Annotated in this window: 15 protein-coding genes; 10 read left to right on the top strand and 5 right to left on the bottom strand. The window is 64.8% G+C overall.

Going from position 1 to position 14,163, the window contains the following annotated elements; all coding sequences use genetic code 11:
• Positions 1–4 precede the first annotated feature (4 nt).
• Together prfA and QZZ02_RS06055 are read right to left on the bottom strand one after the other, a co-directional pair.
• Positions 5–1,078: a peptide chain release factor 1 gene (gene prfA / locus QZZ02_RS06060; protein WP_291843034.1), complete on the bottom strand. Its 1,074-nt coding sequence runs from the start codon at positions 1,076–1,078 to the stop codon at positions 5–7.
• A gap of 83 nt (positions 1,079–1,161) precedes the next feature.
• Entirely contained in the window at positions 1,162–1,581 is a 420-nt protein-coding gene (locus tag QZZ02_RS06055; RefSeq protein ID WP_291843033.1) for an MAPEG family protein, read from the bottom strand.
• A gap of 172 nt (positions 1,582–1,753) precedes the next feature.
• On the opposite strand from QZZ02_RS06055, the gene QZZ02_RS06050 reads away from it, so the two are divergent.
• The 4 genes from QZZ02_RS06050 (at position 1,754) to QZZ02_RS06035 (ending at position 5,982) form a co-directional block, all read left to right on the top strand.
• Positions 1,754–2,398, top strand: a complete 645-nt coding sequence (locus QZZ02_RS06050; protein ID WP_291843030.1) for a TetR/AcrR family transcriptional regulator — start codon at positions 1,754–1,756, stop codon at positions 2,396–2,398.
• Between the two features lie 86 nt (positions 2,399–2,484).
• Entirely contained in the window at positions 2,485–3,786 is a 1,302-nt protein-coding gene (locus QZZ02_RS06045; RefSeq protein ID WP_291843029.1) for a hypothetical protein, read from the top strand.
• A 3-nt stretch (positions 3,787–3,789) separates the two neighbouring features.
• Complete coding sequence (locus QZZ02_RS06040; RefSeq protein WP_291843027.1) at positions 3,790–4,608, top strand: hypothetical protein; 819 nt, start codon at positions 3,790–3,792, stop codon at positions 4,606–4,608.
• Positions 4,609–4,773: 165 nt separating this feature from the next.
• Positions 4,774–5,982: an LL-diaminopimelate aminotransferase gene (locus QZZ02_RS06035; RefSeq protein ID WP_291843025.1), complete on the top strand. Its 1,209-nt coding sequence runs from the start codon at positions 4,774–4,776 to the stop codon at positions 5,980–5,982.
• A gap of 84 nt (positions 5,983–6,066) precedes the next feature.
• On the opposite strand, the gene QZZ02_RS06030 is transcribed toward QZZ02_RS06035, so the two are convergent.
• Positions 6,067–6,639 (bottom strand): YkvA family protein, encoded by a 573-nt coding sequence (locus QZZ02_RS06030; protein WP_291843024.1) that lies wholly within the window; start codon positions 6,637–6,639, stop codon positions 6,067–6,069.
• 204 nt (positions 6,640–6,843) lie between these two features.
• On the opposite strand from QZZ02_RS06030, the gene QZZ02_RS06025 reads away from it, so the two are divergent.
• From QZZ02_RS06025 to QZZ02_RS06000, 6 genes are all read left to right on the top strand, one after another.
• Positions 6,844–7,062, top strand: a complete 219-nt coding sequence (locus tag QZZ02_RS06025) for a hypothetical protein (protein ID WP_291843022.1) — start codon at positions 6,844–6,846, stop codon at positions 7,060–7,062.
• Between the two features lie 155 nt (positions 7,063–7,217).
• Positions 7,218–7,880 (top strand): DsbA family oxidoreductase, encoded by a 663-nt coding sequence (locus QZZ02_RS06020; RefSeq protein ID WP_291843021.1) that lies wholly within the window; start codon positions 7,218–7,220, stop codon positions 7,878–7,880.
• Positions 7,881–7,917: 37 nt separating this feature from the next.
• Positions 7,918–8,310: an MAPEG family protein gene (locus QZZ02_RS06015; RefSeq protein WP_291843020.1), complete on the top strand. Its 393-nt coding sequence runs from the start codon at positions 7,918–7,920 to the stop codon at positions 8,308–8,310.
• A 40-nt stretch (positions 8,311–8,350) separates the two neighbouring features.
• On the top strand, positions 8,351–9,712 hold the full coding sequence (locus tag QZZ02_RS06010) for a TldD/PmbA family protein (RefSeq protein WP_291843018.1): 1,362 nt from the start codon (positions 8,351–8,353) through the stop codon (positions 9,710–9,712).
• Between the two features lie 36 nt (positions 9,713–9,748).
• Positions 9,749–10,003, top strand: coding sequence for a DUF4170 domain-containing protein (locus QZZ02_RS06005; protein WP_291843016.1), 255 nt, complete (start codon positions 9,749–9,751; stop codon positions 10,001–10,003).
• 15 nt (positions 10,004–10,018) lie between these two features.
• A complete protein-coding gene (locus QZZ02_RS06000) occupies positions 10,019–11,761 on the top strand; it encodes an ABC transporter ATP-binding protein (protein ID WP_291843015.1) in 1,743 nt (580 codons plus the stop codon).
• Here QZZ02_RS06000 and QZZ02_RS05995 read toward each other — a convergent pair.
• Positions 11,758–13,365 carry a hybrid sensor histidine kinase/response regulator gene (locus tag QZZ02_RS05995; protein WP_291843014.1) on the bottom strand — a complete coding sequence of 536 codons (1,608 nt, stop codon included), beginning with the start codon at positions 13,363–13,365 and terminating at the stop codon, positions 11,758–11,760. The genes QZZ02_RS06000 and QZZ02_RS05995 overlap by 4 nt on opposite strands.
• A 128-nt stretch (positions 13,366–13,493) precedes the next feature.
• Complete coding sequence (locus tag QZZ02_RS05990; protein ID WP_291843013.1) at positions 13,494–14,156, bottom strand: sulfur transferase domain-containing protein; 663 nt, start codon at positions 14,154–14,156, stop codon at positions 13,494–13,496.
• Positions 14,157–14,163 lie beyond the last annotated feature (7 nt).

The following is a 14,163-nucleotide window of genomic DNA, read 5'->3' as shown; positions in this document are numbered from 1 at the left end:
GGGCTCACCCGTCCGCTTCGAGGGCGGCCAGGCGCGCTGCCTGGTCTTCGGAAATCAGCGCCGTGATCACTTCGTCCAGCCCGTCACCGGCGACAATGTCGTCGAGCTTGTACAGGGTCAGGTTGATACGGTGATCGGAGACCCGGCCCTGCGGATAGTTATAGGTGCGGATGCGCTCGGAGCGGTCGCCCGAGCCGATCTGGCCCTTGCGGTCGGCGGCGCGCTCGGCCGCCGCGGCCTCGCGCTGCATATCATACAGCTTGGCCTTCAGGATTTCCTGCGCCCGTGCCCGGTTCTGGTGCTGCGATTTTTCCTGGCAGACCACGACCAGCCCGGTCGGGATATGGGTCATGCGCACGGCACTGTCGGTCTTGTTGACGTGCTGGCCGCCGGCGCCCGAGGCGCGCATCGTATCGACGCGCACATCGCCCATGTCCAGCTCGATATCGATGTCTTCCGGCTGCGGCATGATCGCAACCGTCGCGGCAGACGTATGGATCCGCCCTTGGCTTTCCGTCGCCGGTACGCGCTGGACCCGGTGCACACCGCTCTCGAATTTCAGCCGCCCGAACACGCCATTGCCGGAGATCGCCGCGACGACTTCCTTGTAGCCGCCATGCTCGCCTTCCGACGCCGAGACCAGCTCCCAGGTCCAGCCACGCAGCTGGGCATAGCGCTGGTACATGCCATAGAGATTGCCGGCGAAAATGGCGGCTTCATCACCGCCGGTGCCAGCGCGTATCTCGATCATGGCATTGGCGCTGTCGTCCTTGTCCTTGGGCAGCAGCATCAGGCTCATATCGTGCTCGAGCGCGGGCAGGCGTTCTTTCAGCGCGTAGTATTCCTCACGCGCCATGTCGGCCATCTCGGCGTCCTCGCCCTCCATCATCTCGGCGAGTTCGGCGAGTTCCGCGCGCGCCGATTTCAGCGCATTGGCCTTCTCGGCCACGGGCTTCAGCTCGGCATGCTCCTTGGAGAGCTTGACGATTTCATCGGGATCGACGGCGGCGCCCAGGCGGGCTTCCACCTGGTCGAAGCGGTCGATGACTTGGGCGAGTCTGGCTTCAGGTGCGTGCATGTCGCTCCGTTAGCACCTAGCGCGGACGATGAAAATCCTGAGCCGCTGTCGGCCCCCGGGACGAGACCCGGGGCAGACAGGCTTCAGGCCAGCACCGCCATGACGTTGCGCACCGCCATGATCACCAGCACGATCGAGCCAAGGCAGAAGACGAGGAAACGCATCGGGATGAAGTTCCACAGGCACTGGATCAGCGAATGGATCACCCGGATCAGCACATAGGCCCAGGCCAGCATGATGTTGAATTCGTCCGACACGCCGACAAGATGCGAATAGAGCACCAGGGCATAGAAGATCACCGGCTGCTCGTGGAGATGATTGTAATTGTCCGCGATCCGCCGCACCTCGATGGGCAGCCTGTCCATCACCGACTTGTCTTTCGCGGTCGCCGGATCGATCCCCGCCTTGCGCATGGCCGGAATGCGGGTGGCATACATCCACACCCACATGATCAGCGTCCAGCACACCAGCGCCAGTATCGGCGTCATCATTGATTGGAACATCTTGCAGCCCTCCCCGGCCATTTTCCCGGCACGGTAATCCGCATTGACAGGGTTTGGCGAGGCGAAAACAACATGATGATGGAAATCGCCGGGCCCGCGGCCTGTTCTGCATCCGTTTGCCGCCCGCTCCGCATCGACTGGACTGACATCCAGTTTCACGGGACACAGGATCATGCCCGATACGCCGCCCGTCTCCTCAGCGCCCGTCTCCTCAGCGCCCGTCTCCTCAGCGCCCGGCCGCAGCCGCGTCCAGCGCAATCATGACCGCATCCTTGCCGCAGCCATCGAGCTGTTCGCGGAACGCGGGCCGGACGCGGTGACCATGGCGGATATCGCGGCGGCTGCGGGCATGGCCCGGTCGAGCGTGTTCAACCATTTCCCGTCCAAGAATTTGATCCTGGCATGCTTCTTCAGGCGAATGACGGATGAGATCCTCGCCGAAGCCCGGGCAAAACCGCGGCCAGGCTTTCGGGCTTCCATGCTCGATCTGGGCCGCATCGCGGGCACCCGCGCCATGCGCCACCGCCGGATCGTCGCCGCAATTGCCGGCCTGACCGCGCCGCGCCAGCCGCTTGCGGCGACCGAGCGGGAGACCGATGACGCCATGCTCACCCATATGCAGGCTCTCATCCGGGCGGGTCAGGCAACCGGCGAAGTCCGCGATGATCAATCAGCCGCCAGCCTTGCCGGCCTGCTGCTCGCAGTCCTGACCGCGAGCGCCCATGAATGGGTTGCCGGCGGACAGCGGGACGATCTTTCCGCCCTGCTGGAAGCCCGGTTTTCGCTGGTCCTGGACGGGTTGACGAGAAAAAGCTGAGGCGCGCTGCATCCATTCCCGGACCGGGCTGCATCTCTCGATCATGACATTTGGACTCAAGTCCATTTAAGTGAACCGGAGACCGCATGACCCGCATACCGATCAGCCCGGCCGTATTGGGCCTGGCCCTCGCCACCAGCACGGCCCTGGCCCAGCCCGCACCCCATGATCCCGCCGAATGGCATGCAGATCTCGACGCCCTGGTCGAGACGCTCGAGACCAACCATCCCAATCTGCATCACACCACGTCGCGGGCAATCTGGGAGGCACAGCTGGATGCCTATCGCGCCCGCCTGCCCGAAATGTCCGAGGCCGGGCGCATTGTCGGGATGGCGCGCCTGCTCGCGCTGGTCGGCGATGGTCATACCTGGATGCCGATGCATGCCCTTCCGTTCGATGGCCTGCCGCCCGGACCCGGCTTCCGCTCATTGCCGGTTCGCTTAGAACTCTTTGACGACGGGCTCTTCATTGTCGGCGCAACCGACCCTGAACTGGTCGGCTTGCGGGTCGAGGCCTTCGGCCGGGTCCCGGTTGCCGAAGCGCTCGCCCGGACCCTGGAAATCCTGCCGCGCGACGCCGTGAACTTCTCCCGCGAGCTGGCGCCGGAATGGCTGATGCAGGCCGAGTTGCTGGCCGCACTGGGCCTGGCCGAAACGGCTGAGATAATCGCACTCACGCTGACCGATGGAGACAGGAGCCGCGTCGCAACCCTGCACCCGCTGGACGCGGACATGCGGTATGACTGGGTTTTCTCGATGGATGGCGGCCCGCAAGGCGTCGCGACCTGGCACACGGCCGCAGTCGGGACCCCGCTCTGGCAGGCCCCGATGACCGCGCCGGCCCGTCTCGTCACCGCCCTGGACAATGCCGCCTATCTGCAGGTGTTCTCGATCACTGACCAACCCGAAGCCTTCGCCGGACTCGCCCGCCAGGCGGTCGCCGCGGCTGAAGCGCTCGATGAACCGGTCCTTGTTCTGGACCTGCGCCGTTGCCTGGGCGGAGACGGATCCCTGAACCCGGCCTTTGTCGATGTTCTGATAGCCAGCGAGGCATTGTCCCGGCCGGGGCGAATTCGCGTCCTGACCGGTCGCCAGACCCACTCTGCCGCAATCATGCTGTTGTCCCGGCTCGAAAACCGGACCGGCGCGATCCGCTTTGGCCAGGCCGCCGCAGACCGGCCCAATCACTACGGCGAAACCAATATCTGGGTGACACCGAACACGGGGCTGCCGCTGATCCATGCCAGCGAATACTACGCCACCGCAACGCCGGGCGACGCGCGCGCCAATCACGCGCCTGACATCACCCTTCCCTACCGCTTCGACGATTACGCCGCCGGCACGGACCCCGTGCTGGCCGCAGCCCTGTCCTACAATCCGGAGACCTGAGCCATGACCAAGAGCCTCGCCCTCGCCACGACCGCCCTCGCCCTTCTGACCTCGGCCTGCCAGGCCAACGAGTTTGCGCATGTCGCGGCGAACGACCATGTCGGCCGCATACTCTACTACGAGCGCACCAACCAGGATGGCAGCCTGGATGAACGCGTCACCGTCTACCGCGCCAGCCCGACCTCGCTGGAGGTCTACAAGGAGAACGGGTTGTGCGGAAATGCCGCCCTGGTGACTGCAGAGCTCGATCTCGACACCTTCTCCGCCCGCCAGTTTGTCGGCGGGCAGCTGCGCCCCGAGGCGGAGGTGATGGAGTTCGCCTTCCTTGAGCAGAACGAGGCCGGTGACCGGATGGACATGGTGGTGCGCCTGCCCGATATGGAAATCCGCAATGACGTCGAAATCGCGTCGCCGCACTGGCACCTGTTCGATTTCGACCTCGCCAGCCTGACGGCAGTCACACCCTATCTGCGCGACCCCGGCGCCGCCTTCGACTTCGGCATGGCCCTGCTGTGGGCCGATCCGTCGGCGCCGGACCCGCTGGTCTGGATGGGCGATGTCACCGCCAGCCCGACCGGTCTGGACAATGGCGAGTACAGCTATGACCTGAGCGGCACCGCCCTCACCGGCGAGCGCTCGACCGGGCCGGCCGGCACCCTACGCATCAATGCGCGCGAGGGCTACATCACCCATGCCGCATTTCCGGTGCCGAACCATCCCGGCTATTCGGATTTCGAGCTGAACCTTCTGCGCGTCAGCGATGGCGGCGCCGCGGAATGGGATGCGCTGCTGCGCGCGCATTGGGCCGATTGCGGCAACTGAAGCGGCGCCCCTCATGCCGTATGAAATCAGCACCCTGCCCGCCCGGGCAGGGTGCCGCGCTGACAGCCCAATTTCCGCCGCGATCCCTGCCAATTCCCGCCTTGCGCTGGGTCTAGCCTCTTGCAGTAAGAGCCGAGACCGCGTTCTATGGGAAAAAATTCGATCATGCCGGACTCAACGATGGAATTTCACCGCACCAAGCGTCTGCCGCCTTATGTTTTCGAAGAAGTCAATCGCCTGAAGGCCAAGTTGCGGGCCAATGGTGCGGACATCATCGATTTCGGCATGGGCAATCCGGACCTGCCGACGCCGCCGCACATCCTGGCCAAGCTGCGCGAGACGACCGAGAAGCCGCGCACCAATGGCTATTCCGCCTCGCGCGGCATACCCGGCCTGCGCAAGGCGCAGGCGCGCTATTACAAGCGGCGCTTCGATGTCGAGCTGGATCCGGACAGCGAGGTCATTGTCACGCTGGGCTCGAAGGAAGGCTTTGCCAATCTCGCCCAGGCGATCACGGCACCGGGCGATGTGGTGCTGGCGCCCTCGCCCTCCTATCCGATCCACACATTCGGATTCCTGATCGCCGGCGGCACGATCCGCCATGTCCACGCGCCCTCGCCCGAGGAATACCTGCGCGGACTGGAACATGCGGTGCGCCATACCGTGCCGAAACCGATAGCCGTGGTGGTGTGTTATCCCTCCAACCCCACCGCGCAGACCGCTACGCTGGAGTACTACCGGCGGGTGGTCGCCTTTGCCGAGGAGCATGACCTCCTCATCCTGTCGGACCTCGCCTATGCCGAGATCTATTTCGGCGACGAACCAACCCCGTCCATGCTGCAGGTCGAGGGCGCGAAGGACCGCACGATCGAGTTCACCTCAATGTCCAAGACCTATTCCATGGCCGGTTTCCGGGTCGGCTTTGCGGCCGGCTCGAAACGACTGGTCAGCGCCCTGGCGCGGGTGAAATCCTATCTCGACTACGGCGCCTATACGCCGGTCCAGGTCGCCGCCTGTGCGGCGCTGGACGGACCGCAGGACTGCGTCGACGAGGTGCGTGCGATCTACAAGCATCGCCGTGATGTGCTGGTGGAAAGCTTCGGCCGGGCCGGCTGGGCCATTCCCTCGCCGGAAGCGTCGATGTTTGCCTGGGCCCCGCTGCCACGCGGCTGCGAGGAAATGGGTTCGCTGGAGTTTTCCAAGCAATTGATGGAAGAGGCCGGCGTCGCGGTCGCGCCGGGCATCGGCTTTGGCGAGCATGGCGAAGGCTATGTGCGCCTGGCCCTCGTGGAGAACGAGCAGCGCATCCGCCAGGCAGCGCGCGGCGTCACCGAATTCCTCAAATCCAGACAGCCGGCAATCCGGGCGGTCTGACCGCCCGGATCACCTGGTGCAGACCGACCCGGTCGAGGGAGGATGCCGGGCCGGTTGTCTGCGGTATTCCTGAAAGCGGAATATCTAGAAATAGTGGCGGATCGCCGTCGAGTGTGACCACAGGCCACCGGCCTTGGCGCGACCGCGGCGGCGACGCATGCGGTCCTGCATGACCGTCCGCACTTCATCCAGCGGCGGCTTGGGCGTGCTGTCCGGCGCCTTGAGATCCTCGCGGTGGGCGATGAACTCGGCATAGGCCTCCAGTTCCGGCGCCAGGCCGGCCGCGACCAGCTCGATCATGATGGCGTCATCGATATAGCCGATGCCCGGGGTCGAGTCGGGGATGAGGTCGTCCGGATCGACGAAATAGGCCAGTGCATTGAGCACGCGCTCACGGTCTTCGCCCTCGAGGCGCCATTCGGCGTCGTCCAGCATCGCGACAAGCGGGCCAAGCTGGCGCAGGCGGGTCCTGACGAATTCCGGCGGATTGGACGCCAGCGCCTTGGTGATCATGTCCGCCACGCCGGCCGTAATGCGGCTTTCGTCCAGATCGGCACGATCTTCGCGCGCCTTGTCGAGGCGGTCCCGGAAGAAGGCGAGATCGGATTCAGAGAGTTCGAACTCAACCTTGAGGGTCGGGGTGGACGAATTGGTCATGACAGTGTGGCACCTTCCTGTAGCCGCTGATTGATGCGGAGCTTGTCCCATACCGCCCGCCCCGCCAATAGCGGGAACGGACTGATTTCAGTCCCGGGGGACGCGACGGGGCATCGATCCGCCGATCAGGCCTTGGATACCCGGCCTTAACCGTGATTCCAATCTCCGCTCCGGGCTTCGCCGTGGCGGGCGTATCGTGAGCCCATGAATGTCGCTTTCAATACAGCCGTTGCCGGCATGATGTCCGCCCAGTCCCATGCAGGCGTGGCAGCCCGTGAGATGGTCAACAATGCGGCCAAGGGAGAAGACATCATCCAGGCAGCCGTGGCGCTGAAAAAGGCCGAGGCCGCACACTCCGCCGCCGTGGTCACCGCCCGTATCGCCAGCGACATGACAGAGACCCTGCTGGACATAACTGTCTAGCCCGACTTCCGGTCGGTGGGTGGCCGGTGGGCGTCATCCCCTCGTTCGCAGGTCCGCGATGACCTGGTGTCCTGGCCGGGGGGATGACGAACCGGCTCATGAATGCGCCGCTCGCCGCGCTCGCAATTTGCCGCAAACACGCCTAAATCAGTCGCATGACCCATGTTGTGACTGTTGATATCGTCTCCGATCTCGTCTGCCCCTGGTGCTGGCTCGGCAAGCGCCATTGGGATGACGCGCGCAAGCTGACAAGTGACATCAAGGTCGACACGGTCTGGCGCCCCTTCCAGCTCGACCCGACGCTGCCGCGCGAAGGGCGTCCCTACAAGGATTACATGCGCGAGAAATTCTCCGGCGCCGAGGCCTCGGGCCGATGGAAGGCCATGCGCGACCATCTCGAACAGGCGGGGCCGGGTGCCGGCATCGATTTCCGCTTCGACGATATCGCCATGCGGCCGAACACGCTGAACGCCCACCGGCTGATGCGTTGGGCCGGCGGCCAGGACAAGTCCGATGCGATGGGCGAAGCGCTGTTCGCCGCCTTTTTCAGCGAAGGCCGCGATATTGGCGACCTCGCCGTGCTGGCCGAGCTGGCCGGCAAGGCCGGGCTCGACGCTGCCGTCACCGCTGACCTGCTGGCCACCGATCGCGACGAGAAGGCTGTCTGGGAGGAAGAGCTGTTCTATCGCAAGCTCGGCGTGTCCGGCGTGCCCACCTATATTTTCAACGGACGCTTTGCCGTGTCCGGTGCCCAGGAACCGGCCGTGCTGGCGGACGCCATCCGCCAGGCGGTCAGGGAACCGGCCGAAACAGAATAGGCCCGCCCGGAGCGGGCAGGTCAGACGGAGAGAGATCATGACCGCACTCGACGCCTTTGCACTCTATACCGGCCTCAACGGGCTGCTCGTAATTGTCCTCGCCTTCAACGTCGTCCGCTATCGCCGGAGCGCCAAGGTCGGCTTCGGGACGGGCGGCAATGAAGCCCTTGAACGGGCCTGCAGGGTTCACGGCAATGCCATTGAATATGTCCCGGTCGGTCTGCTCATCCTCGGAGCGCTCGCGCTGACCAGCGCACCGGTCCTGGTCGTCCACGCAGTCGGGATCACGCTGACGCTCGGCCGCCTGCTTCACGCATGGGGCCTGTCGACCTCGTCCGGCACGTCGTTCGGCCGGGCCGTCGGCACACTGCTAACCTGGGTCACCCTGATCGCCGGCTCGCTCTTCCTGATCTGGACCGCCATCAGTTGAGCCATTGCCCGGCGGGGCCTCGCGGGGCTATAGCGCTTGCATGACACAGACCTTCAAAGCCCCCGACCCCGCCGCTCTCCAGGACATTGCCGCCGACCTAGTGGCCCGCGCCCTCAAGGCCGGCGCCGACAGTGCCGAAGCCTCAGTCGCCGAGTCGCGCGAAACCGAGCTCTCGGTTCGCGACGGCAAGCTGGAGGATATCGGCCGCTCGGAATCGCTGGATGCAGGCCTGCGGGTCTTCGTTGGCAAACGCCAGGCCGGTGTCGCCTTTTCGGACCTGTCGGAAAAGGGCCGCGACTTCACCATCGGTCGCGCCGTGACCATGGCCAGGGCCGCGCCGGAAGATCCCTATGCCGCGCTCGCCGAACCGGAACGCCTGTGCAAGTCGCCACCGGTGATCGAGCAGTTCGAAGCCGGCGAATGGACGCCGGAAGAGCTGGAAGAGACCGCCATCGCCATCGAGACCGCTGCCCGCGCGGTTGAGGGCGTGACCATGACCGACGCGGCGTTCGCCTCGTCCGGCCAGGGCGCCGCCGCCTATGCCACCTCGACCGGTTTCAATGCCGGCTGGAAAAAAAGCGTGTTCGGCTATGGCGCCAGCGTGATCGCCGGCAAGGACGGCGCGATGGAGCGCGACTATGCCGCGACCTCGGCCCGTCGCCGCGCCGATCTGCGCGACCGCATCGAGATCGGCCGCGAAGCCGGCGAACGTGCCGCCCGCCGTGTCGGCCCGCAGAAGATTGCCTCCGGCGTCCTGCCCGTCGTCTTCGACCGGCGGGTATCGACGACATTCATCGGTTCGCTGGCCGGCGCCATCTCCGGACCGGCCGTGGCCCGCGGCGTCTCCTTCCTGCGTGACAAGCTGGGCGAGATGATCTTTGCGCCGGGCGTCACCGTCATCGACGATCCGCACCGCCCCTGGGGCCATGCCTCGGCCCCGTTCGATGGCGAAGGCACGGTCAATCAGCGCAGCGCCATCATCGAGGATGGCCGGCTGACAACCTGGTTCCTCAACTCCGCGTCCGCCCGCCAGCTCGACATGACCCCGACCGGTCACGCCCGCCGCTCCATGGGCGGCTCGCCCGGTGCCGGCCCGACGAATTTCCACATGGAGGCGGGCTCGACCAGCCGCGACGACATGATCGGCGGTATCAAGGACGGCGTGCTGATCATGGAAATGTTCGGCCCCTCGCTGAATTCCAACACGGGCGACTGGTCTGTCGGCGTGTCCGGCTATCGAATCGCCAACGGCGTCATCGACCATCCGGTCAGCGAAATCACCGTGGCCGGCAACCTGATCGACATCTATGCCCGTCTTGTACCGGCCAGTGATCTGGAATTTCGAGGTTCTGTTAACGCCCCCAGCGTATTCGTGGACGCGATGTCCATCGGCGGCCTCTAGGCGCCATTGCGGACAGCATCATTTTAGGAGCCCGGCATGAGTGAAACCAAGATCAACAACCAGCTTCTCCACCTCGTGATCGGTGGCGAACTGGCTTGCGTCGACCCGACCAATTGCGAGTTCAAGGATCTCGACGAGGTCGATTTCGTCGGTGCTTTCGGCAGCTATGCCGAAGCCCGCGCCGCCTGGAAGGGTGCCGCCCAGCGCACGGTCGACAACGCCCACATGCGCTACTTCATCATCCACGCCCACAAGCTTCTCGATCCCTCGACCGAGAAGAAGGACGGCTAGGTTCCGATCCGCGGCGTGACAGGCGAGACCCCACCCTCCTCGACGGCCGCGCTCGGCAAGCGCCTGTGGCGCGACTGGCTGTGGCGTCGCCCGGGTCTCGTCATCCTGGCCCTGTTCCTGTCGGCCATCACCGCCGGGGCGGCGGCCTCCTATGCCGGCGTCATCGCCTGGACCTTCGACAAGCTGAACAATGGGGCAGCGGACTTCTTCCCGCTCGCACCGCTGGCCGTGATCGGCCTTGCCACCCTGCGCGGTGTCAGCCTCTACCTGCAGACGGTTCAGACCAACCGGCTGGCCCTCAATGTCATGCAGGACCTGCAAAACGCCATGTTCGGCAAGCTGGTGCGCGCAGATTTCGCGCGCCTGCAGGCCGAGGGCACCGGCTCGCTGGTCTCGCGCTTCACCAATGACATCACCCTGCTGCGCGAGACGATTGTTCGCCTGGCCAACAATCTCATGCGTGACGTGTTGACCGTGGTGATCACGATCGGCGTCATGCTGAGCCTCGACTGGATGCTCTCCCTGCTGATCCTGGTCGTCTATCCGATCGCCGCCTGGCCGGTGATCCGGATCGGCCAGCGCCTGCGCAAGACCTCGTCCCAGGCCCAGGCCCAGATGGGTGAAGTGACGAGCCAGCTGGAGGAGAGCTTTTCCGGCGCCCGCATGGTCAAGACCTACGGGCTGGAGGACTACGAGGCCGAGCGGGCCCGCAAGTCCTTCTTCGACCGGCTGCGCTTCCTGCTGAAGATCACCGAGAACAAGGCCCGGGTCGATCCGATCCTGGAAATTGTCGGCGGTCTGGCCTTTGCCGGCCTTGTCGCCTTTGCCGGCTGGCGCATGCTCAATGGCGAGACGTCGCTGGGCAATATCATCGGGGTTCTCACCGGGATCGGCGTGATCTCGCCGGCCATCCGCGCCCTGGGTACGCTCAACGCGGTCGTGCAGGAGGGGTTTGCCGTCCTCGAACGCATTTTCACCGTGCTCGACACCGACGAGACCGTGACCACCGCCCTTGATGCGCCGGCGCTCAGGGTCACCGACGGCGCTGTCCGGCTCGACGGGATCAGCTTTGCCTATCCGGACGGATCGGTTGCCCTGTCCGACATCTCCCTGAAAGCCGAACCGGGCCAGACCATCGCCCTCGTGGGGCCGTCCGGGTCCGGCAAGTCGACCGTGCTCAACCTACTGCCGCGCCTTTATGACGCCCAGACTGGCGCCATCACGATCGACGGCACGGAAACCCGCTCGGTCTCGCTGCGCAGCGCCATGGCGCTGGTCAGCCAGGATGTAACCCTGTTCGACGATACGGTGCGGGCCAATATCGGCTTTGGCCAACTGGATGCCGGCGAGGACGCCATCATCGCGGCAGCGAAGGCGGCGGATGCGCATGACTTCATCATGGCCCTGCCGGAGGGCTATGACAGCCCGGTCGGGCCGCGTGGCAGCAATCTGTCCGGTGGCCAGCGCCAGCGCCTGTCGATCGCCCGGGCCATCCTCAAGGACGCCCCGATCCTGCTGCTCGATGAAGCGACCAGCGCGCTCGATACGGAATCCGAACAGCGCGTGCAAGCCGCCCTGGAACGCCTGTCTGAAGGACGGACCAGCCTGGTCATCGCCCACCGGCTGTCCACCGTGCGCCATGCCGACTGGATCTATGTCATGGAAGGCGGACGCATCGTCGAAGAAGGCCGGCATGACGCCCTGGTCGCCCGCGACGGCCTCTATGCCCGGCTCTGCAAGGTGCAGTTCGGAGATTAGGCTTCGCGAGCCTGCAGGGTCTCGCCACGGCGACCGACTTCGGGCAGCTGGACGGTGAATTTCGAGCCGGCACCCGGCGCACTTTCCACCAGGATGTCGCCACCCATCAGCTCGGCCAGTTTCTTGGCGATCGCCAGGCCCAGACCGGTTCCGCCATTCTTGCGCTGCATGACCGCCTCGCCCTGGCTGAACGGCATGAAGATGCGCAGCATCAGGTCGTCATCCATGCCGATCCCGGTATCGCCGACCTCGAAGGTGACGTCATGGGTCCGTTCGGCGGTCTGGGTCATCAGGCAGCGCACGCGCACCTCGCCCCGATCCGTGAACTTGACCGCGTTGGAAAGCAGGTTGGACAGTATCTGGCGGACCCGGGCGGGATCGCCCACGACCTCGCGCTCGGCGACCGGGTCGATCTCGAGATGCAGGTTCAGCCCTTTTTCCATAGCCTTCATGCGATATGGACCGGCAACGGTTCGCACAAGTTCCGCCGGGTTGAAGCTGGCCTGCTCGACCTCGAAGCGGCCGGACTCGATATTGGCCAGGTCGAGAATGTCATTGAGAATGGTCAGCAGGGACTGGCCGGACGCCTCGATCAGATTGACCATTTCGCGTTGCGACGGCTCCAGCTCGGTGTTGGCCAGCAGGGCCGACATGCCCAGGACCCCATTCATCGGCGTGCGGATTTCATGGCTCATCGTGGCCAGGAAGCGCGACTTGGCGCGACTGGCCTCGGTCGCCTGCTGGCGCGCCTCGACGAGGTCGTGAATATCGGTCAGGGCGCCAACGAGGCGGACCGGATCGCCATCCGGTGTCCGCACTGCCTCGCCCCGCATGCGGAACCAGCGATGCTGTCCGCCAACGACCTTCAGTCGCACAGTCAGGTCAAACGGGCGGCCGGCGCGGAAATGGGCGTTGCGGGCCGACTCGAAGCGCGGCCGGTCATCGCTGTGGATGAGCGTCGTGAAGCCGTCCGTGGCCGCGGTGAATTCGCGCGCCTGGTAGCCCAGAAGTTCGCGGCCGCGGGCCGAGATATAGATCTGGTCGGTTTCCAGGCACATGTCGAAGATGCCGTCCGACGTGCCCTTCATCGCCAACGCGGCGCGGTCGCCGGACTCCGCAGCGAGGATTTCGCCGGTCAGGCGGCGCCGGTAATGGTTGAAGACCGACAGCAATTCGTCAGCGACCTCGATCGGGCGCTTGAACATCGCCACCACAATGCCGACCGTCTGGGCGCCGTTATAGAGCGGCATGCCGACATAGGCCCGCATCCCCATTTCCTCGAGCATGAAATCGCGCGGATATCGCGCTGACACATCGTCTTCGAAGACATTGGCGCCCGCCTCCATGATATCCGCGCAGGGGGCACCCTTGAGGTCGTAGCAGTAATTGCCAACCAGCGCGCTGGCGCAGGCGACCTTGAGCGTGCGCAGGCGTGTATGGGTTGCGTCGATACGGGCGATATAGAGACGGTCTGCGGCGAAGATCTCGGCCGCCTGCTTAACGAAAGCCTCGAGGAAGGCCGGGCCACACTCGCGCGACAGCAGGAAATTCAGGCGGTTCAACCGCTCCTGCGTATAGTCTGAACGTATGGCCAGATCCGGCATCAGCCCCTCTCCCTCCGCTGTCCCCGCACGGGGACGTCAACGTGGTTAACGAGCGTTAATGTGACTCAATCCTGTGGAAAGAGTCGTCATATCTGATGAATTCACTGGTTATAAAAAATGGGTGGCGCCTATTCCCGGCGAAGCAGCTTTTCCGTCAGCAAGTTGCCCCACCAGCTCGACATGAAACCTGACTGCACCGCGTCGCGGTCATAGACCGTTTCAACCCATTCCCAGAAATCGATCGGGGTCGCCGCGTTGTAGGCGCGATAGGTCTCGAAGAAATAATCCAGCACGCCGGTCTTGCCGGCCTTCACGTGCAGATATTTCAGGGACAGGTGCCGGATGGCCTCGTCATAGGGCTGTTTGAGATGGGTCAGCGCAAACAGCACGGAGATGATGCCGGCCCGGTCTGCGCCCGACTTGCAATGGATCAGGGCGGGATACTGGATGGACTCGAAAATCCTCACCGCCCGCTGCATGCGGTCGACATACGGCGCCTCGCGTGAGCCGAAGGGCATGTCGATCATTTCGAGGCCGAGACGCTCGCAGGCGTCCTTCTCGAGATCGTAATAACAGACGCCCGGCTGGGTACCGCGAATGTTCAAAATGGTCTTGAAGCCATCCGCCGCCAGCTGTTCCAGCCGCTCCGGCGAGGGCTGGTTGGCCCGCCACATGCCGCCGCCGACCTCGTGCATATTGTGGAATTTCTGGCGCAGGATGCCGTGATCCTTCCACAGGTAATCCTGCCAGGCGCGCTCACGGTCCTTCGGGTCATTCAAGTCATAGGGCATGCTGGGC

It is taken from the genome of Maricaulis sp., assembly GCF_015665295.1.
GTDB lineage: Bacteria > Pseudomonadota > Alphaproteobacteria > Caulobacterales > Maricaulaceae > Maricaulis.
Note: the sequence above shows the minus strand (reverse complement) of the source record. Positions and strands in the feature narration are given on the sequence as shown.

What these genes read in the sequence shown, in the direction of transcription:
- prfA (WP_291843034.1), bottom strand. Translation starts at nt 1,078, where the DNA reads ATGCACGCACCTGAAGCCAGACTCGCCCAAGTCATCGACCGCTTCGAC.
- QZZ02_RS06055 (WP_291843033.1), bottom strand. Translation starts at nt 1,581, where the DNA reads ATGTTCCAATCAATGATGACGCCGATACTGGCGCTGGTGTGCTGGACG.
- QZZ02_RS06050 (WP_291843030.1), top strand. Translation starts at nt 1,754, where the DNA reads ATGCCCGATACGCCGCCCGTCTCCTCAGCGCCCGTCTCCTCAGCGCCC.
- QZZ02_RS06045 (WP_291843029.1), top strand. Translation starts at nt 2,485, where the DNA reads ATGACCCGCATACCGATCAGCCCGGCCGTATTGGGCCTGGCCCTCGCC.
- QZZ02_RS06040 (WP_291843027.1), top strand. Translation starts at nt 3,790, where the DNA reads ATGACCAAGAGCCTCGCCCTCGCCACGACCGCCCTCGCCCTTCTGACC.
- QZZ02_RS06035 (WP_291843025.1), top strand. Translation starts at nt 4,774, where the DNA reads ATGCCGGACTCAACGATGGAATTTCACCGCACCAAGCGTCTGCCGCCT.
- QZZ02_RS06030 (WP_291843024.1), bottom strand. Translation starts at nt 6,639, where the DNA reads ATGACCAATTCGTCCACCCCGACCCTCAAGGTTGAGTTCGAACTCTCT.
- QZZ02_RS06025 (WP_291843022.1), top strand. Translation starts at nt 6,844, where the DNA reads ATGAATGTCGCTTTCAATACAGCCGTTGCCGGCATGATGTCCGCCCAG.
- QZZ02_RS06020 (WP_291843021.1), top strand. Translation starts at nt 7,218, where the DNA reads ATGACCCATGTTGTGACTGTTGATATCGTCTCCGATCTCGTCTGCCCC.
- QZZ02_RS06015 (WP_291843020.1), top strand. Translation starts at nt 7,918, where the DNA reads ATGACCGCACTCGACGCCTTTGCACTCTATACCGGCCTCAACGGGCTG.
- QZZ02_RS06010 (WP_291843018.1), top strand. Translation starts at nt 8,351, where the DNA reads ATGACACAGACCTTCAAAGCCCCCGACCCCGCCGCTCTCCAGGACATT.
- QZZ02_RS06005 (WP_291843016.1), top strand. Translation starts at nt 9,749, where the DNA reads ATGAGTGAAACCAAGATCAACAACCAGCTTCTCCACCTCGTGATCGGT.
- QZZ02_RS05995 (WP_291843014.1), bottom strand. Translation starts at nt 13,365, where the DNA reads ATGCCGGATCTGGCCATACGTTCAGACTATACGCAGGAGCGGTTGAAC.
- QZZ02_RS05990 (WP_291843013.1), bottom strand. Translation starts at nt 14,156, where the DNA reads ATGCCCTATGACTTGAATGACCCGAAGGACCGTGAGCGCGCCTGGCAG.